A 22,923-nucleotide genomic window follows, 5' to 3' on the forward strand; every position below is an offset into this window, starting at 1 on the left:
CGCCGGGTCCGGGCGGGCTCGTCAATCATACAGTTTCGCGGCCGGCTCGAGGCAGGCTTGCGGGATGAAGCGAAGCCCTTCTTGATCCACGCCGATGTAGGCGGTGCCGTCATCCCATTCATGCCAGGCGACGACCGGCAGCACATAGAGGTAGGCGCCGTCGAACCGTTCGGCGACGAGCCGAAGCTCGATGCCGCTGCCCAGCAGCGCGGCGATGTCCGTCTCCGCCCAGGCGAGCGGCTGGCGCGTAATCCACGGCAGCCGGGCATACGGATCGAAGGACGGAACTTCCGCATGCCGCATCAGTCTCCCGGCGGGCTGTGCGCCGCCGGGCATCCGCTCCTCGAGGCACGCCGCCGCTTCCGACGCCGCCTCTTTCCAGAACGGGTCGTCGGCCGGCAGTTCCTCGCCGGTCTTCGCATCCAGGTAGAAGACGCCGTCGTCCGTTTCGACCCGCCAGGCCGCGCTGAGCGGGTGCGCATACCGGCGCTCGACGTCGGCGCTGCCTTCGCCGTCCTCATCATCCCCGATAAGTCCGAGCCGCGCCAGCCCCTGGCGCAGCAGATCCGCGGAATAGAGCGGCGCGTCGCCGAGCCCGTACTCGGTCAGCGCGAAGCCGCCTTCCCGCACCGCGTGAACGACCATATAGCCGACGGTCTCACCCTGATCTTCAAACAGCACGATCCAGCCGTGCGTGCCCGGGCCGAGCGGCTCGATCGTCCGCTGTGCCGCGGCGATCCGTTCAAATCCGGGCCGGGCGGACAACCCTTGTGCCCATTGGTCGACCTGCCGTTCGAGCAGCTTTTGCTCCGCAGGCCTGTATCCGGCTTCCATTGACGCCGAGACGCCCGGCGCCGCCAATGCCGCCGCCAGCAGGCAGGCGAGCAGGCCGATCATTCTTCGTTGCATCTTCATGCGCCTCCTTCCCGTTCAACCCCCTGGTTGCCGCAGTGTCATCATATCGGACAAGCCCCAAGAAGGCTGTTGCAATGTGTCGCGCGCGATCGTTCTATTTTTGCCGCAATCCGGTGAAAGCTCTCGCAATCAGGCGAGGCCGGACAAATGGAACACGCCGGCGTTGACAATCTCCGTGACGACGCGCGGCTTCAGCTGCCACAAAATTTCTTCCTTGCGCGCTTCGTACTGCGCGGCGATCTGCTCCCGCTGCTTGTCGTCAGTTTCCTTGAGCAGCGGCTCGTAATAGTGCGCAAGCCGGGCGAGCTCTTCCTTCAGCCGTTCGTTCGCCGCGGCCGCCCAGCCGTAATCGTAGGTTTTCAATTTCTGCAAGAGCGCCTGTTCGATCAGGTCGGCCGCCTTCTTGAGCGACAGGGAAGCGCCGGTCACATGCACGTTCGCGGGCAGGCGGGGGCTGAGCTTCAGCCCTTGCAGCCGCTCGAAAAACCGTTCGACAACCGTTCCGGTGGCGAGCGAGACGCCGAAAGCGTGCATTTCTTCGCGCTTCATGTCGCAGACGAATCCGACTTTCACGTTGACGCCGAGCCAGGGGGTGCAGGGCGCCGAATCGTACGGATGAAGCGCCCGCTCGTCCGGCTGCTGGAACAGGCAGACGAACCGGCCGCCGCGCCTTGCCGCGGCGAACAGCTGCTCGAGCCGCCGCGACCCGAAATGGAGGTCGTCCCGCGGCATCCGCGTACCGAGCCCGGCGGGCACAAAACCGAACGAGCGGCTCAAGGCGGCCATGCCGGCCTGCTCCGCCGCTCCGCCTTGCGGACCGCCGGCGCCCGCGGATTCGGCTTCCGCGGTCATCGCGTCATATTTCGCCGCATCCGTCACGAGCAATAGCGACATCGTCTCCGGCTCGACGCCGGTCCGGTCGACAAAGCTCCAATAATAGGGGCGGTTCGTCAGTTCGCGGTCCGCTGCGGGCGACAGTTTCACCTTGAAATGGACCGGCGACTTCTCCAGAATGGTGCAGCCGGTCGCTTCCAGGTACCGTTCGACAAACCGGTGGATCTGCTTCGCGTTCATGGCCGGGCCTCCGCTGCGGCATCCGCGCCGTCCGGGACGACGGAAAGGACGGGGAGCACGCTGTCAAGCGAGCTTTTCGGCGATCGCTTCGCGTCCGCGCGGAGCCGGTTGATTGAGCGGCCGAGCGCGTCGATGCCGCGCCGGATGTCGGCGTCGCCGTCCGACTCGAGCACGAGGCGCGCAAGCCGCTGCTCAAGCGGCTGTTCCTCCCGCTCGAGACGCTCGAGGATGTCGTCCAGTTCGCCGACGACCATCTCGAACAGGTTGATCTTCTCGTGCAGCAGGCGGACGATGTGCTCCTCGATCGTGCCGGTCGTGTACAGATTGTAGATTTTCACGTCGTTCGTCTGCCCGAGCCGGTGAACCCGGCCGATCCGCTGCTCGACGCGCATCGGATTCCACGGCAGGTCGAAGTTGATCATGTGGTGGCAGAACTGCAGGTTGATGCCTTCGCCGCCCGCCTCGGTGGCGACGAGCACCTGGGCGCGGCCGCGGAACAGGTCCATCATCCAGTCCTTCTTGCCGCGGTTCATGCCGCCGCGGTAGGGCACGGCGTGAATGCCGTGCTGCTTCAGGAACTGGAGCAAATATTCCTGCGTCGCGCGGTATTCGGTGAAAATGATCGTCTTGTCGTTCGTCGTGCGGATGATCTCGAGCGCCTTCTCGGCCTTCGAATTGGCCTGGATGCGGCGGATGAACTCGACGAGTTCCCAGATCTTCGACCGCATCGGCGAGTCCTCCGCGGTCTTCTTGAACAGGTTGACGAGCGTGAGGAAGACGGCGTCCCGGCTGCTGCACACTTCGCGCTGCAGCGTGATGAGCGACAGCATGCTCGCAAGGTCGCGTCCGCTCTCGTCGTACCGCTGCCGGACGAAGCCGGTCACCGCGTCGTACAGCGCCTTTTCCTCCGGCGACAGCTTCACCTCGATATTGCGCACGATCCGCTTCGTGAAGCTGATGCCGCCGTCGCTGCGCCGGTTGCGGATCATGACGGCCGACAGCGCTTCCTGCAGCCGGTCCTCGTTCTTCGGCAGCCGCTTGTCGGCGACGAAGTTGGCGGCGAAGTCGCTCTGCCCGCCGAGCTGGCCGGGCTTGAGCAGCGTGATCAGGTTGAACAGCTCGTCCATGTCGTTCTGCACGGGCGTCGCGGTGAGGAGGAGGCAGTATTTTTTGCGCAATTGCTGAATGAACTGGTAGTTCGACGTCTTCTTGTTCTTCAGTTTGTGCGCCTCGTCGACGATCAGCATGTCGTAATCGTTGGACAGCAGGAGCTCGCGGTGCGGCTCGCGCTTCGCGGTGTCGAGCGAGGCGACGACGAAGTCGGAGTGCCACGAGTGCGCTTTCTTCTGCGCGGTCGCCGGAATGCCGAACTTCTGGTTCAGTTCGCGGACCCATTGCAGCACGAGCGACGCGGGGACGAGGATCAGCGCCCGGCGGACCAGCCCGCGCACGATGTACTCTTTCAGAATGAGGCCGGCTTCGATCGTCTTGCCGAGACCGACTTCATCGGCGAGAATGGCGCGTCCGCCCATCTCGTGCAGCACTTTGCGCGCCGTCGCGATCTGGTGCGGCATCGGCTCGAACGCCGGCAGGCATCTGAGCGCCTGCAGCTCGTCGAAGCTCGTGACCAGTTTCGCGCGCTCGGCCTCGACCGCAAGCGCAAACAGCGTCCAGTCATCCCACGGGCCGTTGCGCGCCGCGCGCTCCGCCAATTCGTCGACCCAGGTCCGGTCGAATTCGAACTCCACATCGGGATGCGGCGTCTTTCCGGTTCCGCTTGCGCGGCGGTCCGGTCTCTGGATCGGATGCATGGCTTCTCCTTCCTCCGGCTGGTTGTTTTATCCGTTAGTATGACCGTACGGTGAGCGATTCATAAGGGCGGCGGAATGAGATGCGAGACCTTCCGGACGCGTGCAACGATGCGACGTTTTGTATCGAAGCGGCATCAGAACGCTTGTTTCGGGCGGATACGATTCGTTGCCGAAAATGGGACTTGGAATACTATATATTGTGGTGTAAAATGAGTCGAGGACTCTATATGTTGTGTACATAATGCGATACACATCTGCTGCCGCAAGCGGCAAAATCTGCATGAACCGGAGGCGCTCGCGCATGAAAATGATGAAGAGCAGCAAGCTGGAAGGCTTGAGCGAGAAAATTTTTCTGGACCGCTATGCATGGAAGAACGCAGACCCGTCCGGCACCAAGGTCGGCGACGTCGTGCTCGTGCTGACGAAGGATGACCCGAAGTTCCCGGCGAAGGAAGTCGGGGAGGTCATCGCGCGCAGCGGCAACAAGGTGACCGTGCGGACGCGCGCAGGCCAGATCGTCGAGTCGGAGGTCGAGAAGCTGACGCTGACGATCGAGAAGACGCCGGAAGAGATGTGGGACCGGCTCGCGAAGGCGATGGCTTCCGTGGAAGATACGGCCGAGAAGCGGAAACAGTGGGAAGAGCGGTTCCGCTACATCCTTGACGACTGGAAGCTCGTACCGGGCGGCCGGATCGCGGCAGGCGCGGGAACGAGCGACGAGCTGACGCTGTTCAACTGCTATGTCATTCCGTCGCCGAAGGACAGCCGCGGCGGCATCATGGAGACGCTGACCGAGATGACGGAAATCATGGCGCGCGGCGGCGGCGTCGGCATCAACCTGTCCAGCCTGCGGCCGCGGCGCGCGGTCGTGGCGGGCGTGAACGGCTCGTCGAGCGGCGCCGTCTCCTGGGGCGGCCTGTTCAGCTACACGACCGGTCTGATCGAGCAGGGCGGCAGCCGGCGCGGCGCGCTCATGCTGATGATGAACGACTGGCATCCGGACCTGCTGGACTTCATCACGGTGAAGCAGACGATGGGCCAGGTGACGAACGCGAACCTGTCGGTCTGCATCAGCAACGCGTTCATGAAGGCCGTGAAGGAAGACCTCGACTGGGAGCTCGTCTTCCCGGACACCCGCGATCCGGAATACGACGAGCTGTGGGACGGCGACCTGGAGAAATGGCGTTCCCGCGGCAAGAAAGTCGTGCTTTACCGGACGGTGAAGGCGCGCGACGTCTGGCATACGATCATCGAGTCGGCGTGGAAATCGGCCGAGCCGGGCGTCGTATTCATGGAATATTACAACCAGATGTCCAACAGCTGGTACTTCAACCCGATTATCTGCACGAATCCGTGCGGCGAGCAGGGTCTGCCGGCGTGGGGCGTCTGCAACCTGTCGGCGCTCAACCTGTCGAAGTTCTATGACGAGGAGAAGGACGACGTTGCCTGGGACGAGCTCGCGAAGGTGACGCGCTGGTCCGTCCGGTTCCTCGACAACGTCATCGACAAGACGCCGTACCATTTCAAGGAGAACGAGAAGAACCAGAAGCGCGAGCGCCGCGTCGGCCTCGGCTCGATGGGGCTCGCGGAGCTGCTCATCAAACTGAAGATCCGCTACGGCAGCCCGGAATCGCTCGAGTTCCTCGACAAGCTGTACGGCTTCATCGCGCGCGAAGCCTACCTGGCTTCGACGGAGATCGCCGCGGAGAAGGGATCGTTCGAGGCGTTCGACGCGGAGAAATTCCTGCAGAGCGGCTTCATGCGCAACATGGTCAGCGTCTATCCGGAAGTCGGCGAAGCGGTCCGCAAGCGCGGCATGCGCAACGTCACCGTCATTACCCAGGCGCCGACGGGCAGCACGGGGACGATGGTCGGCACGTCGACGGGCATCGAGCCGTATTTCGCCTTCGAATACTACCGTCAGAGCCGTCTCGGCCTCGACAAGCAGTACGTGCCGATCGCGCAGAAGTGGAGAGACGAGCATCCGGGCGAGGAGCTGCCGGACTACTTCGTCACGGCGATGGAGCTGAGCGCGGAAGACCATATCCGCGTGCAGGCGGCGATCCAGCGCTGGGTCGACAGCTCGATCTCGAAGACGGCGAACGCGCCGCACGACTTCACGATCGAAGAGACGAAGAAGCTGTACGAATTGGCGTTCGAGCTCGGCTGCAAAGGCGTTACGATCTACCGCGACGGCAGCCGCGACACGCAGGTGCTTCAGGCGGCGAAGGACGACGAGAAGAAGGATGCGAAGGCGGAAAGCACCGCGGCCGATACGCAAGCAGCGGCCGACTCGGGCGACGCGGCGGCGATCGGCAAGCTGAACGCCGCGCTCAATTCGAACGTCTCGAAGCAGGATGAGCAGGTGTTCGACAAGCAGTACAAGCGCCGTCCGCAAGTGCTGCGCGGCGCGACGTACAAGATCAACACGCCGTTCGGCATGGCGTATATTACGATCAACGACATCGACGGCACGCCCGGCGAAATCTTCCTCAACGTCGGCAAAGCCGGTTCCGACGTGTTCGCGATGGCCGAAGCGCTCGGCCGCGTATGTTCGCTGTTCCTGCGCTACGGCGATCACGGCAACAAGGTGAAGCTCCTGATCAAGCACCTGAAAGGAATCGGCGGCAGCGGCGCCATCGGCTTCGGCGCAAACCGCGTCGAATCGATCGCGGACGCCGTGGCGAAGTCGCTGGAGATGCACATCGGCTTGACCCAGGACAACGCGGGTTCGCCGACGGACGTGCCGCCGATTGCGGCGGCCGCCGAACCGATCGTCACGCTGCCCGGCGGCAAGAGCGGTCCGGTCGAATCGCGCGATCTGTGCCCGTCCTGCGGCTCGGCATCGCTGCTGAACGTGGAAGGATGCAAGACTTGCACGAACTGCGGCTACAGCCGTTGTCAGTAAGCCGTTGCCAATAAATAGATAGCGCGACCCGTGCGGGGTCGGTGATGCAAGCGATCATCGGGCAGGCGGCCCAGCCGTCTGCCCGATCGGTCGCTTGTTTTGTCAGGGGGCTGCATTTGACACCCTAAATGCAAGCTTGTATAATCACTTACAATAAGTAAGTAACTTGAGAGGGGGTGTGTACATTGGCCGGTTTTCATCAGGCGCCTTGCACCTATGTCGGACAGGTGAGCCTGAAAGTGCGGGATCTGGATCGTGCCTTGCGGTTCTACCGGGATGTGATCGGCTTCAAGGTGCTGACGCAAACCGGTGCATCCGCGACGCTCACAGCGGACGGGCGGACGGCGCTGCTGACCGTCGAGCGGCCGGAAGACGCGGCGCCGAAGCAGGGAAGGACGACCGGGCTGTACCATTTTGCGCTTCTGCTCCCGACCCGTGCCGACCTGGCGCGGATCGTGAAGCATTTTGCCCGCATCGGCCTCCGTTTCGGCTCCTCCGATCATCTGGTCAGCGAAGCGCTGTATCTGTCGGACCCGGACGGCAACGGAATCGAGATTTACCGGGATCGCGACCCTTCGGAGTGGAACTGGAAGCGCGGCGAGGTGGAGATGGCTGTGGACCCGCTGGATATCCGGGATCTTCTCGCGGCGGAGGATGACAAGCCGTGGGACGGGCTGCCGGCCGGTACGCTGATGGGCCACATCCACCTGCATGTGTCGGAACTGGGGCCGGCTGAACGGTTTTACGCGGACGGGCTCGGGTTCGAGGTGGTCAACCGTTTCGGAGCGCAAGCGCTGTTCCTGTCGACGGGAGGCTACCATCATCATATCGGGCTCAACACCTGGAACGGCGTGGGCGCGCCGAGACCGGCCGCGAACAGCGTCGGCCTCCAATCGTTCACCCTGATCTATCCCGACGAAGCGGCACGGGAACGCGCCGTCCTGAACCTCCGGAAGTTGGGCGCGGACGTGACGGAGCAAGGCGGCGCATACGCGGCGAGCGACCCGTCGGGGAACCGGATTTTGCTGGCGATTTGAACGATGCGGTTGTAAGGGGGACAGCACGCTGACAAGTCCTTGATGTGATGACCGGACAAAACGAAACAGGTCGATCAGGAATGATGATCCTGGATCGACCTGTTTTCATTTATACCTTTCGGGGCGTCTTCCTCTTATTGGGCTTCCGTTTGCGGAGCCATTTGTTGATGGCGGTTCCACCGCCGCCCACCGCATGCTGCTGCCGGGTGCCGGGGTGCTGATCGCCGCGTTCGTCCCGCCGGCCCCGAACGTGCCCGCGCCGCTCGCCACCTGCGTGGCCGAGGCGTTCCGGCTCTGCGGCGGCATTTTCACGATCTGCTCATTGATCACCACGACGACTTCCTTGCCGCGGCGGCGATGCCGGGGACGGCTCCCTGTCTGGGCACGCAAGCGGCGGAATGCGGCCTTGCCGCTTCCGTCAACATTGCGGGCGGTGCCGCCCGATCCGATGCTTTGCTGCTGCCTCGTCCGCGGCGACCGGATCGCCGCGTTGCTGCCGGCGGCGCCGCTGTGTCCCGCGCCGCTTGCGATTTGCGTCGTGTTCGGGGCATTGGTGAACTGCCGGTTGAAGATGAAGACCAGCCGCTGGATGCTCTTCAGCGGGGCTTTCGCGACCATCCGCTTGTTTCCGAGCTGGATGGTGATCGCGAACCGGTCCTGTTGTCGCGCCATTCCGCTCATCTCCGTCATTTGAATTTGGACTTGCTCCATCGTATGACGGAGCCGCGGGGCTGAGCGCGGCGGCAGACAGGCCCGCGCAGAAACGGGCATCGGGCCTCGTCAATCCAGCCGGAGATGCGCCGCGCAGACGCTTCTGACCCAATCGTGGCGTTCGCGCCAGGCGTCCCATGCGCAGCGCGCCCATTCCATCAGCATCTCCTCTCTGGCCGGTCCTTCTTCGGCGCGGACGACATCGGCGACTGTAATGGCGTAATTCGCCGCCGGCGGCTCCAGAGACGGCCACTCGATCGACATCCTTGCCAGTTCCATATGGATCTGCTGCACCCGCCGGCCGGAAAACCCTTTCTCCAGCGCCAGATAAAGGCCGATCAGCGCGAAAGCTGTCGTGATGTTTTTCGTCACCCCGCCGGAATGTTGGGCGCCGTAGGCATCCACTGCATGCTGCGCGCGAAATCCAAGATCCTGATTCATCATGAGCCAGGCGGACAATTCATGGTACAATTCCCTGCATTCGCCCGAGGCGCGATACCGCTCGGCGGCGTCCAAATGCCGATCGGGAAGCCTGAGCCCGCATCCGGGACAGGTTTTGTATTGAGACATAGAGATCAACTCCGCGAATGGATAAGCATAACGTTCTTCGACCATGGACGAAAATCCTTCGGGGCACGGTCAAGACAGGCTGTTTCACCGGCGTACGGAACGGTGAAAATTTGAACAAGGTTCAAATTGCCTGCAGAAGACAGGGGGAATGTTCGGAAGATGTACAACAGCATTATCGTGAGGCTGGAGTTTGACCACCGGCTGGTCGGCTTCGGCGATGTCGCGGCCGCGATCGGCAAGGCGGGCGGCGACATCGTCTCGATCGACGTAATCCGTCCCGGGCAGGACAAGTCCGTCCGGGATCTGACGATCCAATCCCCGGAGCAGGCCGAAAGCGGGATCGTCGAGGCGCTCAGACGGATGAACGGCATCCGGGTCATCAACATATCGGACCGGACGTTCCTTGCGCATCTCGGCGGCAAGATCGCGGTCACCCCGAAGCTGCCGGTCAAGAACCGCGATGATCTGTCCCGCGTCTATACGCCCGGCGTCGCGCGCGTCTGCAACGCGATTCACCAGGATGCGCGGAAGGCCTACTCGCTGACGATCAAGCGCAACACCGTCGCCGTCGTCACGGACGGTTCGGCGGTGCTCGGCCTCGGCAACATCGGTCCGTATGCGGCCGCGCCGGTCATGGAAGGGAAGGCGATGCTGTTCAAACAGCTGGCGGACGTCGATGCGTTCCCCATTTGCCTCGACACGCAGGATACGGAGGAAATCATCCGCACGATCCGCCACATCAGCCCGATCTTCGGCGGCATCAACCTGGAGGACATCAGCTCGCCCCGCTGCTTCGAGATCGAAGAGCGGCTCGCGGACGAGCTGGACATCCCCGTCTTCCACGATGACCAGCACGGCACCGCGATCGTCGTCGTCGCGGGACTGCTGAATGCGTTGAAAGTGGTCGGCAAGCAGCCGGAACAAGTGCGGGTCGTCGTGAACGGCGTCGGCGCGGCTGGCGTCTCGATCTGCAAAATGCTGCTGGCCGCCGGCGTGAAGCGGCTGGTGCCGGTCGATCGCGAAGGCGCCATCGTCCGCGGTGGGGCGTACGAGCACCCGATGTGGCGGTGGCTTGCCGAGCAGCGGGAAGTGCAAGAGGCGCCGGGATCGCTGCGGGAGGTCATCCGCGGTGCGGACGTATTCATCGGCGTGTCGCGGGGCGGGCTGCTGACCGCCGAAGATGTGCAGGCGATGGCGCCGGATCCGATCGTCTTCGCAATGGCGAATCCGACGCCCGAGATTGCGCCGGAAGAAGCGCTGCCCCATGCCGCCGTCGTCGCGACCGGCCGCAGCGATTATCCGAACCAGATCAACAACGTGCTGGCGTTTCCCGGCGTGTTCCGCGGGGCGCTGGACTGCCGCGCGCGCCGGATCAACGAAGCGATGAAACTGGCCGCGGCGCGGGCGATCGCGTCCGTCGTCAGCGGGAAGGAACTGAACGCCTCCTACATCATCCCGAGCATTTTCAACGAACGGGTGGTGGCGAAGGTCCGGTACGCGGTGATCGAAGCGGCGATTCAGACCGGCGTGGCGCGCCGCGTGCCGCCGGATTTCCGGTAGGCGGGATGGCCGGCTGACAGTTTTTGCGCGGATTTGCCCGTGCTTGCGACAGGATTCGGGTAACCGATCGCGAAATAGACAGATGCGGAACATCATCCGAACAGGCAAGGGGCGGCGCACATTGACCATCAGGGTGTTATTGGCTGACGACAATCCGTTCGTCCGCGAAGGGATGCGGATCATTCTGTCGACCTTCGAAGGATTCGAAGTGACGGCGGCGGTCGAGGACGGCGAGCAGGCAGCGGAATATTGCAAGCGGCACGAGGTCGACGTTGCGCTGCTGGATGTCCGGATGCCGAAGTTGAACGGCGTCGAGGCGGCGAAGCGGATTTCGGAGCGAACGCGCACGCGTGTGCTCATTCTGACCACATTCGACGACGACGAATACATCGAGGAAGCGATCCGGAACGGCGCGATGGGTTACCTGCTCAAAAACAACGATCCGGAGAAAATACGCGACGCCATCCGCACCGTCTGCAACGGCCACCATGTGCTGCAAGATGCCGTCATGGAGAAACTGGCGGCCATGCGGGGGATCGGAGACGCGGGCAGAGCGGAAGACCGGAAGACGGATGACGGAAGTTCGGACGGCTGCGGTTTGTCCGCCGCCGAGCGCGGCAAATTCACCGAACGCGAATGGGAAGTGATGGCCCTGATCGCCAAGGGAATGACGAACCGGGAGATCGCGCACGCCCTGTATCTGTCGGAAGGCACCGTCGCCAATCATATCACGTCGATTCTGGGCAAGACCGGCATGACGCACCGGACGCAGATCGCCATCTATTACTTGACGGGAGCCGTCCGGCCATGATGGCGGATCGCCATCCCGCCGAGCGGCGCAGCATTGCGCTCATGCTGATCGCGCACGCGGCCGCCGGCTGGCTGGCGGTGAACGCGGGCGGTTCCGGGCTGCTGCCGGAATGCTGCCGGAATGCCTGCTGGTTGCGCTGCTGCATATCAGCCTGCGTCTGGCGGCCGGCCTGACCGCGGGCCTGCCGCGTCTGCTGCTGTTGCTGCCCGCCGCGGCAGCGCTCGGCGCGGGGATCGCCGTACATCCGGCATTTGTCCTGCCGCTTCCGATTACCGTATATGAGATTGCCTCGGGCATCTTTCGGCCGGGCTGGAGCATCCTTGCCGCATTGGCGGTTCCCCTTCCGGCGCTGCCCGACGGCTGGCTGCTGCCGTATGGCATCGCCGCGGCGGCGTCGTTCGCCTGCCTGCGCGCATTCGATACCGATGCGCGGCGGATCCGGATGCTGCAAGACGAGACGGAACAATTGCGGCATAAACTCCGCCGAACCTCGGCGAAACTGGACGAGATGGCAGGATATGTCCGGCAATCCGAGAATGTCATGAAGCTGGAGGAGCGCAGCCGGATTTCGCAGCGCCTGCATGATGAGATCGGCCAGTCGCTCACCGGCTCGCTCATGCAGATGGAAGCGGCGAGACGGCTGCTCGGCACCGACCGGGCGAAGGCGGAGCAGCTGCTGCAGCAGGCGATACGGATCGGAAGGAAGGCATCGACCGGATCCGGCTGACGTTGAAACAATGGAAACCGCTGCCCGAACAGCTCGGCATGCACCGGCTCAAGCGCCTTGCAGCCGAATTTGAGGCGCAGCATTCCATCCGCGCGTCGGTGACCCATGAAGGTGATCTGGACCGGATTCTCCCGATCCATTGGAAAATCATTCATGACAATACGGCAGAAGCGCTCACGAATGTGCTGAAGTACGCCGCCGCAAGCCGCGTCGACATCCATGTCCAGGTCATGCGCGCGATGATCCGGTCCGTCGTGGCCGACGACGGACAGGGCGCCGTCCGCATCGTGAAGGGGCTCGGACTGGCCGGCATGGAAGAGCGGGCGGCCGCGGCGAGCGGCACGGTCATTGTCGACGGATCGCGCGGCTTCACCGTGACGACACTGCTTCCTTTGGATGTTCACGAATCCGGCCGCCGGAATTCATGAAATATTTCATACCCAAGGGATGAACTTGTGCACTATGGCAGGTTCATCTTTTTGTTTAGGATGGTAATCAGCTCGAGTATCAATGGAGGGAACCGGTATGCATGTGGTGGAAATCCGGCGCCTTACGAAGAAGTTCGGCGACGTTCATGCGGTCGATCAGTTGTCGCTGTCCGTGCGCGAAGGCGAGATCTTCGGGCTGCTTGGTCCGAACGGGGCGGGCAAGAGCACGACGATTCTGATGATCGCCTCGCTGCTGCCGATGACGGACGGCGAAATCCGCGTCTTCGGTCGAAACATCGCGGAACATCCGAAGTTCGCGAAGCAGCAGATCGGCCTGGTGCCGCAGGATCTCGCGATTTATGAGGAAATGACCGCGTACGAGAATGTGGCGTTCTTCGCCGGGTTGTACGGATTGCGGGGCAAGGAGCTGCGCAGCCGCGCGGAAGAAGCGCTCGCGTTCGTCGGGCTGGAAGACAAGCGGAACCGCTATGCGAAGACGTTCTCGGGCGGGATGAAGCGGAGGTTGAACATCGCCTGCGCCATCGCCCATCGGCCGAAGCTGATCATTCTCGACGAGCCGACGGTCGGCATCGACCCGCATTCGCGTCAATCGATCCTGTCGGCTGTCCGGCGTCTGAACGAAGCGGGCAGCACGGTGCTGTACACGAGCCACTACATGGAGGAAGTGGAGGCGCTCTGCACGCGGATCGCCGTCATGGATCACGGGAAGGTAATCGCGGAGGGAACGCTCCCGCAGCTCACGTCCGTTGTGACGGACCGCCGGGAAATCATCGTCACGCTGCGCGAGACGGATCGGGTGGAGGATGACGCGCTGCTCGACATCCCGGGCGTCCGCACGGTCGCACGCGACGACAATCGCTTGCTGATCGAGACGGATGCGGAAGTGAACAACCTGAACGCCGTCATTCGGGCGCTGACCGCAAGCGGCGTGGAGATTGCGGACATCGGGACGCGAAGACCGAATCTGGAGACGGTCTTCCTGTCGCTCACCGGCCGGAGCCTTCGCGACGACTGACGGAAGAGACTGGCGCAGATGAAGGAGGTGCGGCAGATGCGAATGTTGCACATCGCATGCAAAGAACTGAAGGCGTTCCGCGATCCGGCCATGCTCGTGTTCATGCTGGCAACGCCGCTCGCGATCATGCTCATTCTCGGCACGGCGCTCTCGCGCGGTTTCGACCGGGAGATTGAGATCGGCGAGATCCGCGTCCTGTATCGGCTGGAGCAGCCGGACCGGACGTTCGGACAAGTCTGGTCCGAATTCGTCCGCGATGCGGAATCGTCGGGCGTCCGGTTCGAAGTGTCGGACAGCCGCGAGAAGGGGCTGGAAATGGTGCGGCGGGCGGAATACGCCGGGATGGCTGTCGTCTCGGACAGCGGCATGGTCTACACCGGAAATGATCGCGCTTCGGTCGAGAACGCGATCGTGCAAGGCTTGCTGCAGACGTTCGCCGACCGATACCGGCTGTCGGCCGTGCTGGCGGATGGCGGCATATCCGCGCCGGAGGACGTCGGACGCGAGTACGTCCGTTCCGTATCCGTCGACGGAACGGGGCAGCCTGATTCGATGGATTACTATGCGGTCGTCATCACGACGATGATCATCCTGTACAGCGCGCTTACCGCCGCGCAGCTGATGGAGTGGGAACGCAAGCGGAAGACGGATCTCCGCCTGCTGTCGGCGCCGGTGTCGAAGGCTGAAATCTTCGTCGGCAAAATGGCCGGATCGTTCCTGCTCCACGCCGTGTTTGTCATTCTGCTGGTGCTGTTTAGCCGATACGCGTTCAATGCCGATTGGGGCAGCCGGCCGCTGGCGGTGCTCCCCATCCTGTTCTCCCAGCTCTTGTTCGTCCTCGGGTTCGGCGTGGCGGTCAGCTATCTGCTGCGGGGCGGCGGCGCGGCCGGAGTAGTCATCATGGTGATCGTCCAGCTCGAGGCGCTGTTCGGCGGTGCCTATTTCCCCGTCGAGGGGTCGACGGGATGGTTCGGCGCAATCGCCGCCTGGTCGCCGCTCGGACTGACGAACCGCGCGCTGCTGCAGGTCATCCATGCGGGCGAGTGGTCAACGGCGCTGCGCGCCATGGCGTTCAACTTCGGCGCCGCCGCCCTCTGCCTGGGATTGGCCGCCGTCATCATGCGGAAGAAGGAGGGACTGTAAGGTGAGGGACACGGTCTGGATCATGCGGCGATGGCTGCGGACATCGGTGAGGAGCGTCAAGTTCTGGCTGCTGTTTCTCGCCATGCCTTCCATCGCCGTCTGTCTGTCGTTCCTGCTCCACGGGGGCGCGGAACGGGCGGAACTTCGGATCGGCGTCGTCAACATGGACGACGGCTCGCGGCTTGCGGCCGATGCGGCCGGCTATCTTGCCCGCCTGGAGCAGATCAAGTTGAGCGAGCATGAGGCGGCGGATGCGCGGCGGATGATCGCGTCGGGCGAACTGGATGCCGCCGTCGTGTTCCCGGAACATTTCGGCGAAGGGCTGAGGCGGGGAAATCCTCCGGCAGTCGAGATCGTGTCGATCCGGGGGACGTCCGTCACCGGCTATGTGGATCTGATGTTAGGCGCCTATATCCGGAACATCGCGTCCATCGGCCGGGCCGCGCAGGATGACGACGCGCTGTTCGAGCGTTTGTACGCTTCCCATGCGGACTTTCGCTATGCGCTCACTGCGGAGTCCATCGATGATGTGTCGGGAAAACATCGCATGTCCAGGCAGACGATCGGCTATTTGGCGATCCTCCTGCTGTTCTGCGCGGCCCAGTTGTCGAACCTGATTCTGCACGAACGGGAGAACCGCACCTATGCCCGCGTGTTGAGCACGCCCGTATCGCCGGTTTCGTATATGCTGTCGAACGTCCTGACGAACCTGCTTGTCCTGATGCTGCTCATCGCCGTGGCGCTCGCCGTCATGACGCTGGCTTTCGGCATCGATCCGGGCCTGCCGATCGGGATGCTGCTGATCGTGCTTTTGCCTTATGTTCTGACGGCGATTGCGGTGTCCCATGCGGTGACGGCGCACGCGGCTTCCGCCATGAAGGCGTCCGCTCTGCAGAACCTGATGATTATCCCGACAAGCCTGCTCGCGGGCTGCATGTTCCCGATCGAGACGATGCCGGAGTCCGTGCAGCGGATCGGCAAGCTGTTCCCGCAGCATTGGCTGCTCGATGCGGTCGGGCGGCTGCAATCGGGCGCGGCGCTGGCGGATGTATGGCTTAACCTGGCGATTCTCGCGGCATTCGCGCTTGCCTGCGCGCTGGCGGCGGCGTTCGAACATGCGAGGCGGAGAGAGGCGGCGATATTATGAATCGGCAAGAAGAGCGGCGGGGTCATGCCCCGCCGCTCATCCGTTGTACGCCCGGCATGGGCGTCATCTCTACGGTGAAAGTCCGGAATGGGGGCTGGCGAGCGCCTACCATTAGCCGAGGGCAAGGGTGTCGGTCGCGAGGCCGAATCTGAAGGAAGCCTAAGGCAAACGCACGGGCCAAGGTACACGAACTGGATTCGAGGCAGGGTTAGTCGGATGAGTTGCCAGCACACAACGAAATCCAAAGCCGCCAAGGACTAATCCTGTAAACTCCAGTGGTCGCGGGCGGAAAGATGACGCTCTTATCCGGGGAGGCCTGCGGAATACGCGAAGTGACTTCATGCGCGAAGTGACTTCGTAACCGCAGCCGGGAGGCTGCGCTGAATCCGCAGGAGTCAGCAGAGGCCATAGTACGCGAGTACGGGACGTAAGGAAAGCGGAAGGGCCAAACCGAAAGGAGAGAGGAAACCGATGCGTTCGCGCGACGGGCATAGACAGCAGAATACCTCGCAAGAGGGCTGCCAGCGGGAGGTAGCGGTGAAGCCGCAAGGGACCGTTGGAGTGCCGAGTCCGTTGCCGGCACAAATCGCCCCTTCCTCTCGCAAAGCACAGGACGACTTGCTGGAGAAGATGCTGGAAAGGGAGAACCTCTTGAAGGCCTACAGGAAAGTGGTACAGAACGGAGGAGCCCCCGGTGTGGACGGGGTAACGGTAACGGAGTTACAAGCTTACCTGAACACACACTGGGAAGCGGTGAAAGCCGCACTCCTTGCGGGAACGTACAGCCCCTTGCCCGTCAGACGGGTGGAAATCCCCAAACCCGGAGGCGGCGTACGGCTGCTCGGCATCCCGACCGTGATGGACCGTCTTCTCCAGCAAGCGCTTCTGCAAGTGATGGAACCGATCTTTGACCCGCATTTCTCATGGCACAGCTACGGCTTCCGGCCGGGGAAGCGCGCGCACGATGCGGTAAGGCAAGCGCAGCAGTATATCCAAAGCGGCCTCCGCTGGGTCGTGGACATGGATCTGGAGAAGTTCTTCGACCGTGTGAACCACGACATCCTGATGGCGAGAGTCGCGCGGAGGATAGACGACAAGCGCGTGCTCAAACTGATTCGCGCTTACCTTAATGCCGGGGTTATGGCCGGGGGTGTGGTCGTGAGAACGGAAGAAGGCACGCCGCAAGGCGGCCCGCTCAGTCCGCTTCTCGCCAACATCCTGCTGGACGATTTGGACAAAGAACTGACCAGACGAGGACTGCACTTCGTCCGCTATGCGGACGATTGCAACATCTTCGTGGCCAGCAAGCGGGCCGGAGAACGGGTCATGGAATCGGTGATCCGATTTGTGGAAGGAAAGCTGAAACTGAAAGTGAATCGGGACAAAAGCGCGGTAGACCGGCCGTGGAACCGAAAGTTCCTCGGCTTCAGCTTCCTGTCGAACAAGCAGGCAACGGTCCGGTTGGCACCCAAGACGATTCAGCGTTTCAAGAAGAAAGTCCGGGAGATAACGGACCGCTCGCGCCCGCTGACGATGGAAGAGAGGATTCACCGACTGAACCGCTTCATGATGGGATGGATCGGTTATTTCCGTCTGGCTGCCGCCAAGAACCACTGTGGTAACCTCGACGCATGGATGCGCAGGCGACTACGCATGTGTCTGTGGAAACAATGGAAGAGACCCAGGACCAGATTGCGTAATCTCCGTGCACTCGGCGTGCCCGAATGGGCGGCTCGAATGATGGCGAACTCACGCCGTGGTCCGTGGGAAATGTCCCGTAACACAAACAATGCCCTTCCGACTTCCTACTGGGAAGCGAAAGGGCTGAAAAGTCTGCTTTCTCGTTACCTTGAGCTTTGTTAACCTTCGGAACCGCCGTATGCGGACCCGCATGTACGGTGGTGTGAGAGGTCGGGGGCTTGCCGCCCCCTCCTACTCGATTGAGTTCGGCCGCCAGTCCGTCGAGCTGGAGATAGCTTTCCTTCACATTGTTGATCCGCTCGTCCTGGGTGGTCATGCTGGCGGCCATTTCTTCGACGGCCGCCATGTTCGATTCGGTCGCTTCCGCGATGAACGCGACGCTTTCCGCGATGTTCCGGTATTGCCGGAAGACGTCGCCGGCCGAAGCCTGGACGCGGACGGACTGTTCCGCGAGATGCTCCACGTCGCCCGCGAGCGTGCCGATCGTATCCGCCATCCGCTTCGCGGCATGGTGACTCTCGACGATCATCTGCTGCCCCAGCCGGACCTGACCGGCCGCTTCATCCGACTTGAGGCGGATGCGCTCGAGAATGTCCGCGATTTCCTGCGTCGATTGCTGCGACGTCTCGGCCAGCTTCCGAATCTCGTGCGAGACAACGGCGAACCCGCGGCCGTGTTCGCCGGCGCGCGCCGCCTCGATCGCCGCGTTCAGCGAGAGAAGGTGCGTCTGTTCGGAAAGGTGATTGATCGCCGCGACAATCTCGTGGATCGCTTCATTATATTGGTTCAGCTCCGTCATGATGGCCGCGGTCCGGTCGATCATTTCGTTCACGCGGTTCATGTCATCCGACAGCCGGAGCGCGTCTTCCCGTCCGCTGTTCATCAGGATGACGGTCTGTCCGGCGAGCTCTTTCATCGCGTCCGACCGCTCCGCCAGCTCCCCGACGGCCTGTTCGACCGCCTGGATCGAGCCGTTGATCTCGCCGATGCCCCGGGTCTGCGCTTCGATGCTCGACGACATTTCGGTGAACGCCTTCGTCACTTCTTGCGAGATCGTGCTGGTCGACGTGATGTTCTCTTTCAGATTCGAGCTGAAAGCGTTGAGCGCCTGGAGGGAAGAGGAGATTTTCGCGTTGAGCTCCCGCATCCGGTTGCGTTCTTCGATGGCCTGTTCGCGCTGCAGATCGGCTTCTCGCTGCAGGCCTTCGCTGAAGCGGGAAGAGGCGATGAGCGGCACCGCGATCATGAACAGATAGAGCGTGATCGTGATCGGCGAGTTGTTGGTGAACATTTCTTCCTTGTAGGGGCTGAGGAACAGGTAGACGGACAGTCCGAGTCCGAGCACGCCGGTGAAGACGAGCGCGCGGAAATTGTTGTAGAGCGTCATGACCGCGAGATTCACGAAGACGAGAAAGTAGGTCGTAATGATGGGGTCCGTGACGGCAAGCAGCAAGGTCAAAACGGTGATAATGACGGGTATGAAATACATGACATAGTTGGGCAGCCAGCGCTTGTACGTCATAAGCGTCGCAGCGCCGCAGGCGATGATGCCGACAACCGCCAGGGCGATAATCGAAGCTTGCGGCGCGTCCGTCATGAAATCGACGGCAATGCCGAGCAACAACATGCCCCAAATAATGTTCACGAGCAGTTTGTTCCGTCTGTGCAGGGTCTCAGCGGCGTTCATGAATTCCATCCTTTCTGATGAAAATTGGGGGTTATTGTCGATTTTCACATTACCATATTTTACACGATTTATGCAATGTAATGGATATGTAAGCCAATGGCGACGGCATCCTGCAATCACTGGCCAAGCGTAAAGCCGGCTATCCCGGAAGGAACAGCCGGCTTGCCGCTTTCCGCACGTTATTTCCTTCTATTTGTTGATCTCTGCTTCAAAATAAGCCTTCAGTTCGTCCCGCTTCTTCTCGTTCGCCAGATCGATCTTGTCCTTCAGAAAATGCTCGGCAATCGTATCCCAATCCGGTTCCGCTCCGCGCAGCTTCATCGTGCGGATGGCGCTCTTGACCATCCGGCGTTCCTTCGCATTCGAGTACGTATCCTTGTACTGCCGGAACTGATCGAGATCGAGCCGGTCATGCAGCGTCCGGAAAATGCCGGCCGTCATGACCGCGTCTCCCAGCGCGCGGTGGGCATGCTCGCCGGCCGGCAGTCCGAGCATTTCCAGCGCCCGTTCGACGCTGACGTCGCTCTTCAGATCGTGAACGCGCAGGAAACCTTTCAAGAGGTCGTAATAGCGGACGGCGAGCCAGAACGAGTCGTCCAATCGGTGCATGCGGGTGTCGAGCACGATGCGCTTCAGGTCTTCGCCGCCCCATGTGACAAGCAGGAACGAATCCGGCGGGCCGAGCCAGCGGATGAACGATGCGATGACGTCGGGAAACCTCCCGGCCCGGTCGATCTCCTCCTGGGTGATGCCGGTCTTCTCCCGGATGAACTTGTTCAGCTTGGCGAAATAGACCGGCTTGATCAGCGCGGTGAACGTGCCGGTCTGCTGCAGCTTGTCATCCAGGCGGACGGCGCCGATCTCGATCACTTCCATCGGCAGGTCGCTGGCGAATTTCCGGCCGTTGAATTCGATGTCGAGAATGACGTAGTGCATGGATACCTCCGGTCACGGTAAATGCATCGACTATTGTAACATGTCCGGGCCGCGGTTGAAAAAGCCCGATTTCGGGTGATTGGCGGAATATGGAAACAAAATGTATCTTTTCACCGAAACAAAATGTATCGACGGAGCGTCTTTCTATTCGGGTATGCCGCAATCGAACCGTGAACGAAGCCGGCTCGCCTTTTCAAGCGGTAAACGTGGAGGTGCTCCAATGCGAAGACTGATGATGCTGTTGTTGTCTTCGGTGCTGCTGTTTGCGGCGTGTTTGCCGTCCGGGTTGGCGGCGGCCGAAGAGCGGAGTGTGGAGGACAAGTACGACTTTTTGGTGGAGAAAGGCATTTTCACCGGATTCGGCGACGGAAGCGCGCGCCTGAACGATCCGATGACGCGCGAGCAGTTCGCCGCCGTGCTGTTCCGGTTGTGGGAGCTCGGCACGGGCAGCACACGGCCGTCTTACGACGATGTGCTGAAGACGCGTTGGTCGTTTGACGAGATCGAAGCCGTCACCCGGGCCGGTCTGATGAAAGGGATCGGCGAGAGGCGGTTCGGGCCGACGCTGAACGTGACGGTCGAGCAGCTGGCCGTCGTGCTCGTGCGCGGCTACGGCGCCGGCGGCGAGGCGGGCAGCCGCGTAACGGGCAAAGTTTCGGCCTGGGCCGCGCGGGACGTCGGCATCGCCTTGCGGAAAGGCTGGATTCCCGCCCAGTCCGACTATACCCGGTACGCGAAGCGAAGCCTGCTCGTCGAATCGGCATATGCCGTCTATCTGGATCTCCATCCGGCAAGCCGGGACAGGGAGAAGCCGCGCATTGTCTCTCATGCCATCAATCCGGACGCGACGGTGACGCTGCGGTTCAGCGAGCCGCTGGATGAAGCTTCCGCCGTCAACCGTTCGAATTACACGTTTGACAACGGGCTGAAGATTACCTCCATCACCTTGTCGCAAGACAAGCGGACGGTGACGATCGTGACGGAGCGGCAGCGTCCGAATACGGTTTACCGCCTGACGGTGCGAAATGTGAAAGACCTGGCCGGCAACCGGATGGATGAGCGGAGCGACCTGTATTTCGTCTCGGTGGTCGACACGACGCCGCCGAAGGTGACCAAAGTCGTCTCGACGAAAAACACGGTGGAGCTGACATTCAGCGAGAAACTCGATCCGGCGCATGCCGAACAGATCCAATACTACATCATCGACGGCGGCATCGGCCTGCCGCTGCGCGCGGTGTACGACGAGAACCGGCTGACCGTGACGCTGTTCACGACGGATCAGACACCGGGACTGCGGTACACGGTGCGCATCGTCGGCGTCCGCGACCTGGCGGGCAATCTCATCGCCGCCGACACAGCCGTCGAGTTCGGCGGAGCGGGCCAGACGCCGGCGGATTACGCCCTGGCCGACATCCAGGCGGTGAACGTGAACACGCTCGATCTCAGATTCACGAAGTCGATGAAAGACGTGAACCTGAGCCGATTCGCGATTGCAATCAAATCGGAGAACAACAGCTCGTTCAGCATGTCCGGCATCCAGTATTACGTCTACCGAAAGCCGGGCAACGACCAGGTGCTGACCGTGCAGTTCCGGACGAAGGGAAGCAGCAATCCCGAACTGTTCCGCTCCGGGCGCGTGTACGTCGCCGAGGTGACCGGACTTTCGGGGATGCTCGCATCCGGAGGCGCGAATCAGCGCGCGTTCTCCGGAAGCGGGACTTCCAACCCGGCGCCGTACGTCACCCATGTGACGGTGACGAGCGGAACGTCCATTGTCATCCACTTCAACGAGCCGGTGCGCGGCGTGAGCAATTCCGTGTTCCGGATCACGGATCCGAATGGCGGCAACATCCCGGTTGTCTCGAACGATGCCGGCGGAACCAACGCGATCGTCACGAGCGTCACGCTCAGACTCGGCGAAAGTGTTAAGGCCGGAACCGTCTATACGTTGTCGTTCCGTTCGGGCGTCACGGATGCACCGGGATGGAACGGCTGGAAGACGGAAGAGAACGGGCGGCCGTACACCGTCTCCTTCAACGGCGTCGAGCCGGTCAATGCCGCGCCCCGGTTCGAATCGGCCTACGCGGCGGATCAGTACACCATCGAGCTCAGGTTCACGGAGCCGGTTAACGGCGCGGATCTGAACGTCTACCGGCTGTATGACGAGACGGGCAAGCAAGACATTCCGATCGCGAAGAACGATTACGGATACTATGTCGTCTCCGCCGACAAGCGCAGCGTGACGATCCATCTGAATGCGGAGAAGACGGGTCCGCTCCTGCCCGACCGCGTCTACAAACTGTCCTACCGGGAGTCGGGCGGCGCATACATCACCGATCTCGAAGGCAAACGGCTCGACACGTCAAACGGCGGCGGTGAAGTCCGGTTCTCCGGATCCGGAAAAACCAACCCCGCGCCGTACATCAAGACGGTGGAAGCGACGGCCACGGAAGTGCGGGTGACTTTCAGCGAACCGGTCCTCGGCTTCAACGGACAGGTCAACTATTTCGAACTGACGATCGGCGGCCGTGCGATCGTGCCGACCGGCGGTTCGATTGACGGGGCGGTCATCACGCTCCGGATTCCGAAGACGGATGCGGGCGCCGAAGGCGTCATCCGGATTTCGCCCGACGGCGTTCAGGGGCTGCGCGACTACAACGGTCAGGCGCCTGAGGCTGCAGACGTCGTGTTCACCGTACGCTGAGGCTCGACGCAGGATTT

The 22,923-nt window shown here is 62.2% G+C and carries 17 protein-coding genes and 2 pseudogenes; 12 read left to right on the forward strand and 7 right to left on the reverse strand.

Features of this window, described 5'->3' with window-relative positions:
* Window positions 1–21 precede the first annotated feature (21 nt).
* The 3 genes from THECO_RS20500 to THECO_RS07195 form a co-directional block, all read right to left on the reverse strand.
* On the reverse strand, window positions 22–909 hold the full coding sequence (locus THECO_RS20500) for a hypothetical protein (RefSeq protein WP_015254382.1): 888 nt from the start codon (window positions 907–909) through the stop codon (window positions 22–24).
* 135 nt (window positions 910–1,044) lie between these two features.
* Entirely contained in the window at window positions 1,045–1,989 is a 945-nt protein-coding gene (locus THECO_RS07190; protein ID WP_015254383.1) for a YqhG family protein, read from the reverse strand.
* Window positions 1,986–3,800, reverse strand: coding sequence for a DEAD/DEAH box helicase (locus THECO_RS07195; RefSeq protein WP_015254384.1), 1,815 nt, complete (start codon window positions 3,798–3,800; stop codon window positions 1,986–1,988). Before THECO_RS07195 ends, THECO_RS07190 begins: the two co-directional genes overlap by 4 nt.
* Before the next feature lie 301 nt (window positions 3,801–4,101).
* Between THECO_RS07195 and THECO_RS07200 the strand changes: the two genes are divergently transcribed.
* Entirely contained in the window at window positions 4,102–6,708 is a 2,607-nt protein-coding gene (locus THECO_RS07200; RefSeq protein WP_015254385.1) for an adenosylcobalamin-dependent ribonucleoside-diphosphate reductase, read from the forward strand.
* A 185-nt stretch (window positions 6,709–6,893) separates the two neighbouring features.
* The gene (locus THECO_RS07205; protein ID WP_015254386.1) at window positions 6,894–7,745 is read left to right on the forward strand and encodes a VOC family protein; all 852 of its coding nucleotides are present in this window, start codon (window positions 6,894–6,896) and stop codon (window positions 7,743–7,745) included.
* Window positions 7,746–7,854: 109 nt separating this feature from the next.
* Here THECO_RS07205 and THECO_RS07210 read toward each other — a convergent pair.
* Window positions 7,855–8,435 (reverse strand): annotated as a pseudogene (locus THECO_RS07210) (hypothetical protein).
* Between the two features lie 90 nt (window positions 8,436–8,525).
* Window positions 8,526–9,026 carry a DUF5946 family protein gene (locus THECO_RS07215; protein WP_015254388.1) on the reverse strand — a complete coding sequence of 167 codons (501 nt, stop codon included), beginning with the start codon at window positions 9,024–9,026 and terminating at the stop codon, window positions 8,526–8,528.
* 159 nt (window positions 9,027–9,185) lie between these two features.
* On the opposite strand from THECO_RS07215, the gene THECO_RS07220 reads away from it, so the two are divergent.
* From THECO_RS07220 to ltrA, 9 genes are all read left to right on the forward strand, one after another.
* The gene (locus tag THECO_RS07220) at window positions 9,186–10,586 is read left to right on the forward strand and encodes an NAD-dependent malic enzyme (protein ID WP_015254389.1); all 1,401 of its coding nucleotides are present in this window, start codon (window positions 9,186–9,188) and stop codon (window positions 10,584–10,586) included.
* A gap of 121 nt (window positions 10,587–10,707) precedes the next feature.
* A complete protein-coding gene (locus THECO_RS07225; protein WP_015254390.1) occupies window positions 10,708–11,397 on the forward strand; it encodes a response regulator transcription factor in 690 nt (229 codons plus the stop codon).
* Window positions 11,394–11,570, forward strand: coding sequence for a hypothetical protein (locus THECO_RS21640; RefSeq protein WP_157373544.1), 177 nt, complete (start codon window positions 11,394–11,396; stop codon window positions 11,568–11,570). Before THECO_RS07225 ends, THECO_RS21640 begins: the two co-directional genes overlap by 4 nt.
* Complete coding sequence (locus THECO_RS20505; protein ID WP_052835856.1) at window positions 11,507–12,124, forward strand: histidine kinase; 618 nt, start codon at window positions 11,507–11,509, stop codon at window positions 12,122–12,124. Before THECO_RS21640 ends, THECO_RS20505 begins: the two co-directional genes overlap by 64 nt.
* Window positions 12,125–12,126: 2 nt before the next feature.
* Window positions 12,127–12,552, forward strand: a complete 426-nt coding sequence (locus tag THECO_RS20510; protein ID WP_052835857.1) for a sensor histidine kinase — start codon at window positions 12,127–12,129, stop codon at window positions 12,550–12,552.
* Window positions 12,553–12,649: 97 nt separating this feature from the next.
* On the forward strand, window positions 12,650–13,588 hold the full coding sequence (locus THECO_RS07235; protein ID WP_015254392.1) for an ABC transporter ATP-binding protein: 939 nt from the start codon (window positions 12,650–12,652) through the stop codon (window positions 13,586–13,588).
* 36 nt (window positions 13,589–13,624) lie between these two features.
* Window positions 13,625–14,731 (forward strand): ABC transporter permease, encoded by a 1,107-nt coding sequence (locus THECO_RS07240; protein ID WP_015254393.1) that lies wholly within the window; start codon window positions 13,625–13,627, stop codon window positions 14,729–14,731.
* Window position 14,732: 1 nt separating this feature from the next.
* Window positions 14,733–15,878: an ABC transporter permease gene (locus tag THECO_RS07245; protein WP_015254394.1), complete on the forward strand. Its 1,146-nt coding sequence runs from the start codon at window positions 14,733–14,735 to the stop codon at window positions 15,876–15,878.
* A gap of 471 nt (window positions 15,879–16,349) precedes the next feature.
* Entirely contained in the window at window positions 16,350–17,741 is a 1,392-nt protein-coding gene (ltrA, locus tag THECO_RS21055; RefSeq protein ID WP_015253141.1) for a group II intron reverse transcriptase/maturase, read from the forward strand.
* A 211-nt stretch (window positions 17,742–17,952) separates the two neighbouring features.
* Here the strand turns inward: ltrA and THECO_RS22590 are convergent.
* Together THECO_RS22590 and THECO_RS07265 are read right to left on the reverse strand one after the other, a co-directional pair.
* Window positions 17,953–19,275, reverse strand: a pseudogene (locus THECO_RS22590) (methyl-accepting chemotaxis protein); the annotation flags it as partial.
* A 180-nt stretch (window positions 19,276–19,455) separates the two neighbouring features.
* Window positions 19,456–20,202 (reverse strand): 3'-5' exonuclease, encoded by a 747-nt coding sequence (locus THECO_RS07265; protein ID WP_015254395.1) that lies wholly within the window; start codon window positions 20,200–20,202, stop codon window positions 19,456–19,458.
* Between the two features lie 220 nt (window positions 20,203–20,422).
* On the opposite strand from THECO_RS07265, the gene THECO_RS07270 reads away from it, so the two are divergent.
* The gene (locus THECO_RS07270; RefSeq protein ID WP_015254396.1) at window positions 20,423–22,906 is read left to right on the forward strand and encodes an Ig-like domain-containing protein; all 2,484 of its coding nucleotides are present in this window, start codon (window positions 20,423–20,425) and stop codon (window positions 22,904–22,906) included.
* Window positions 22,907–22,923: the final 17 nt, after the last annotated feature.

The sequence above is a fragment of the Thermobacillus composti KWC4 genome, from assembly GCF_000227705.2.
Lineage (GTDB): Bacteria > Bacillota > Bacilli > Paenibacillales > Paenibacillaceae > Thermobacillus > Thermobacillus xylanilyticus.

Excerpts from the sequence above, each read along its gene's own strand:
- THECO_RS07195 (WP_015254384.1), bottom strand. The coding sequence starts at position 3,800 with ATGCATCCGATCCAGAGACCGGACCGCCGCGCAAGCGGAACCGGAAAG.
- THECO_RS07270 (WP_015254396.1), top strand. The coding sequence starts at position 20,423 with ATGCGAAGACTGATGATGCTGTTGTTGTCTTCGGTGCTGCTGTTTGCG.
- THECO_RS07200 (WP_015254385.1), top strand. The coding sequence starts at position 4,102 with ATGAAAATGATGAAGAGCAGCAAGCTGGAAGGCTTGAGCGAGAAAATT.
- THECO_RS07190 (WP_015254383.1), bottom strand. The coding sequence starts at position 1,989 with ATGAACGCGAAGCAGATCCACCGGTTTGTCGAACGGTACCTGGAAGCG.
- THECO_RS07215 (WP_015254388.1), bottom strand. The coding sequence starts at position 9,026 with ATGTCTCAATACAAAACCTGTCCCGGATGCGGGCTCAGGCTTCCCGAT.
- THECO_RS21640 (WP_157373544.1), top strand. The coding sequence starts at position 11,394 with ATGATGGCGGATCGCCATCCCGCCGAGCGGCGCAGCATTGCGCTCATG.
- THECO_RS07235 (WP_015254392.1), top strand. The coding sequence starts at position 12,650 with ATGCATGTGGTGGAAATCCGGCGCCTTACGAAGAAGTTCGGCGACGTT.
- THECO_RS07265 (WP_015254395.1), bottom strand. The coding sequence starts at position 20,202 with ATGCACTACGTCATTCTCGACATCGAATTCAACGGCCGGAAATTCGCC.
- ltrA (WP_015253141.1), top strand. The coding sequence starts at position 16,350 with ATGCGTTCGCGCGACGGGCATAGACAGCAGAATACCTCGCAAGAGGGC.
- THECO_RS20500 (WP_015254382.1), bottom strand. The coding sequence starts at position 909 with ATGCAACGAAGAATGATCGGCCTGCTCGCCTGCCTGCTGGCGGCGGCA.
- THECO_RS07240 (WP_015254393.1), top strand. The coding sequence starts at position 13,625 with ATGCGAATGTTGCACATCGCATGCAAAGAACTGAAGGCGTTCCGCGAT.
- THECO_RS20505 (WP_052835856.1), top strand. The coding sequence starts at position 11,507 with ATGCTGCCGGAATGCCTGCTGGTTGCGCTGCTGCATATCAGCCTGCGT.
- THECO_RS07220 (WP_015254389.1), top strand. The coding sequence starts at position 9,186 with ATGTACAACAGCATTATCGTGAGGCTGGAGTTTGACCACCGGCTGGTC.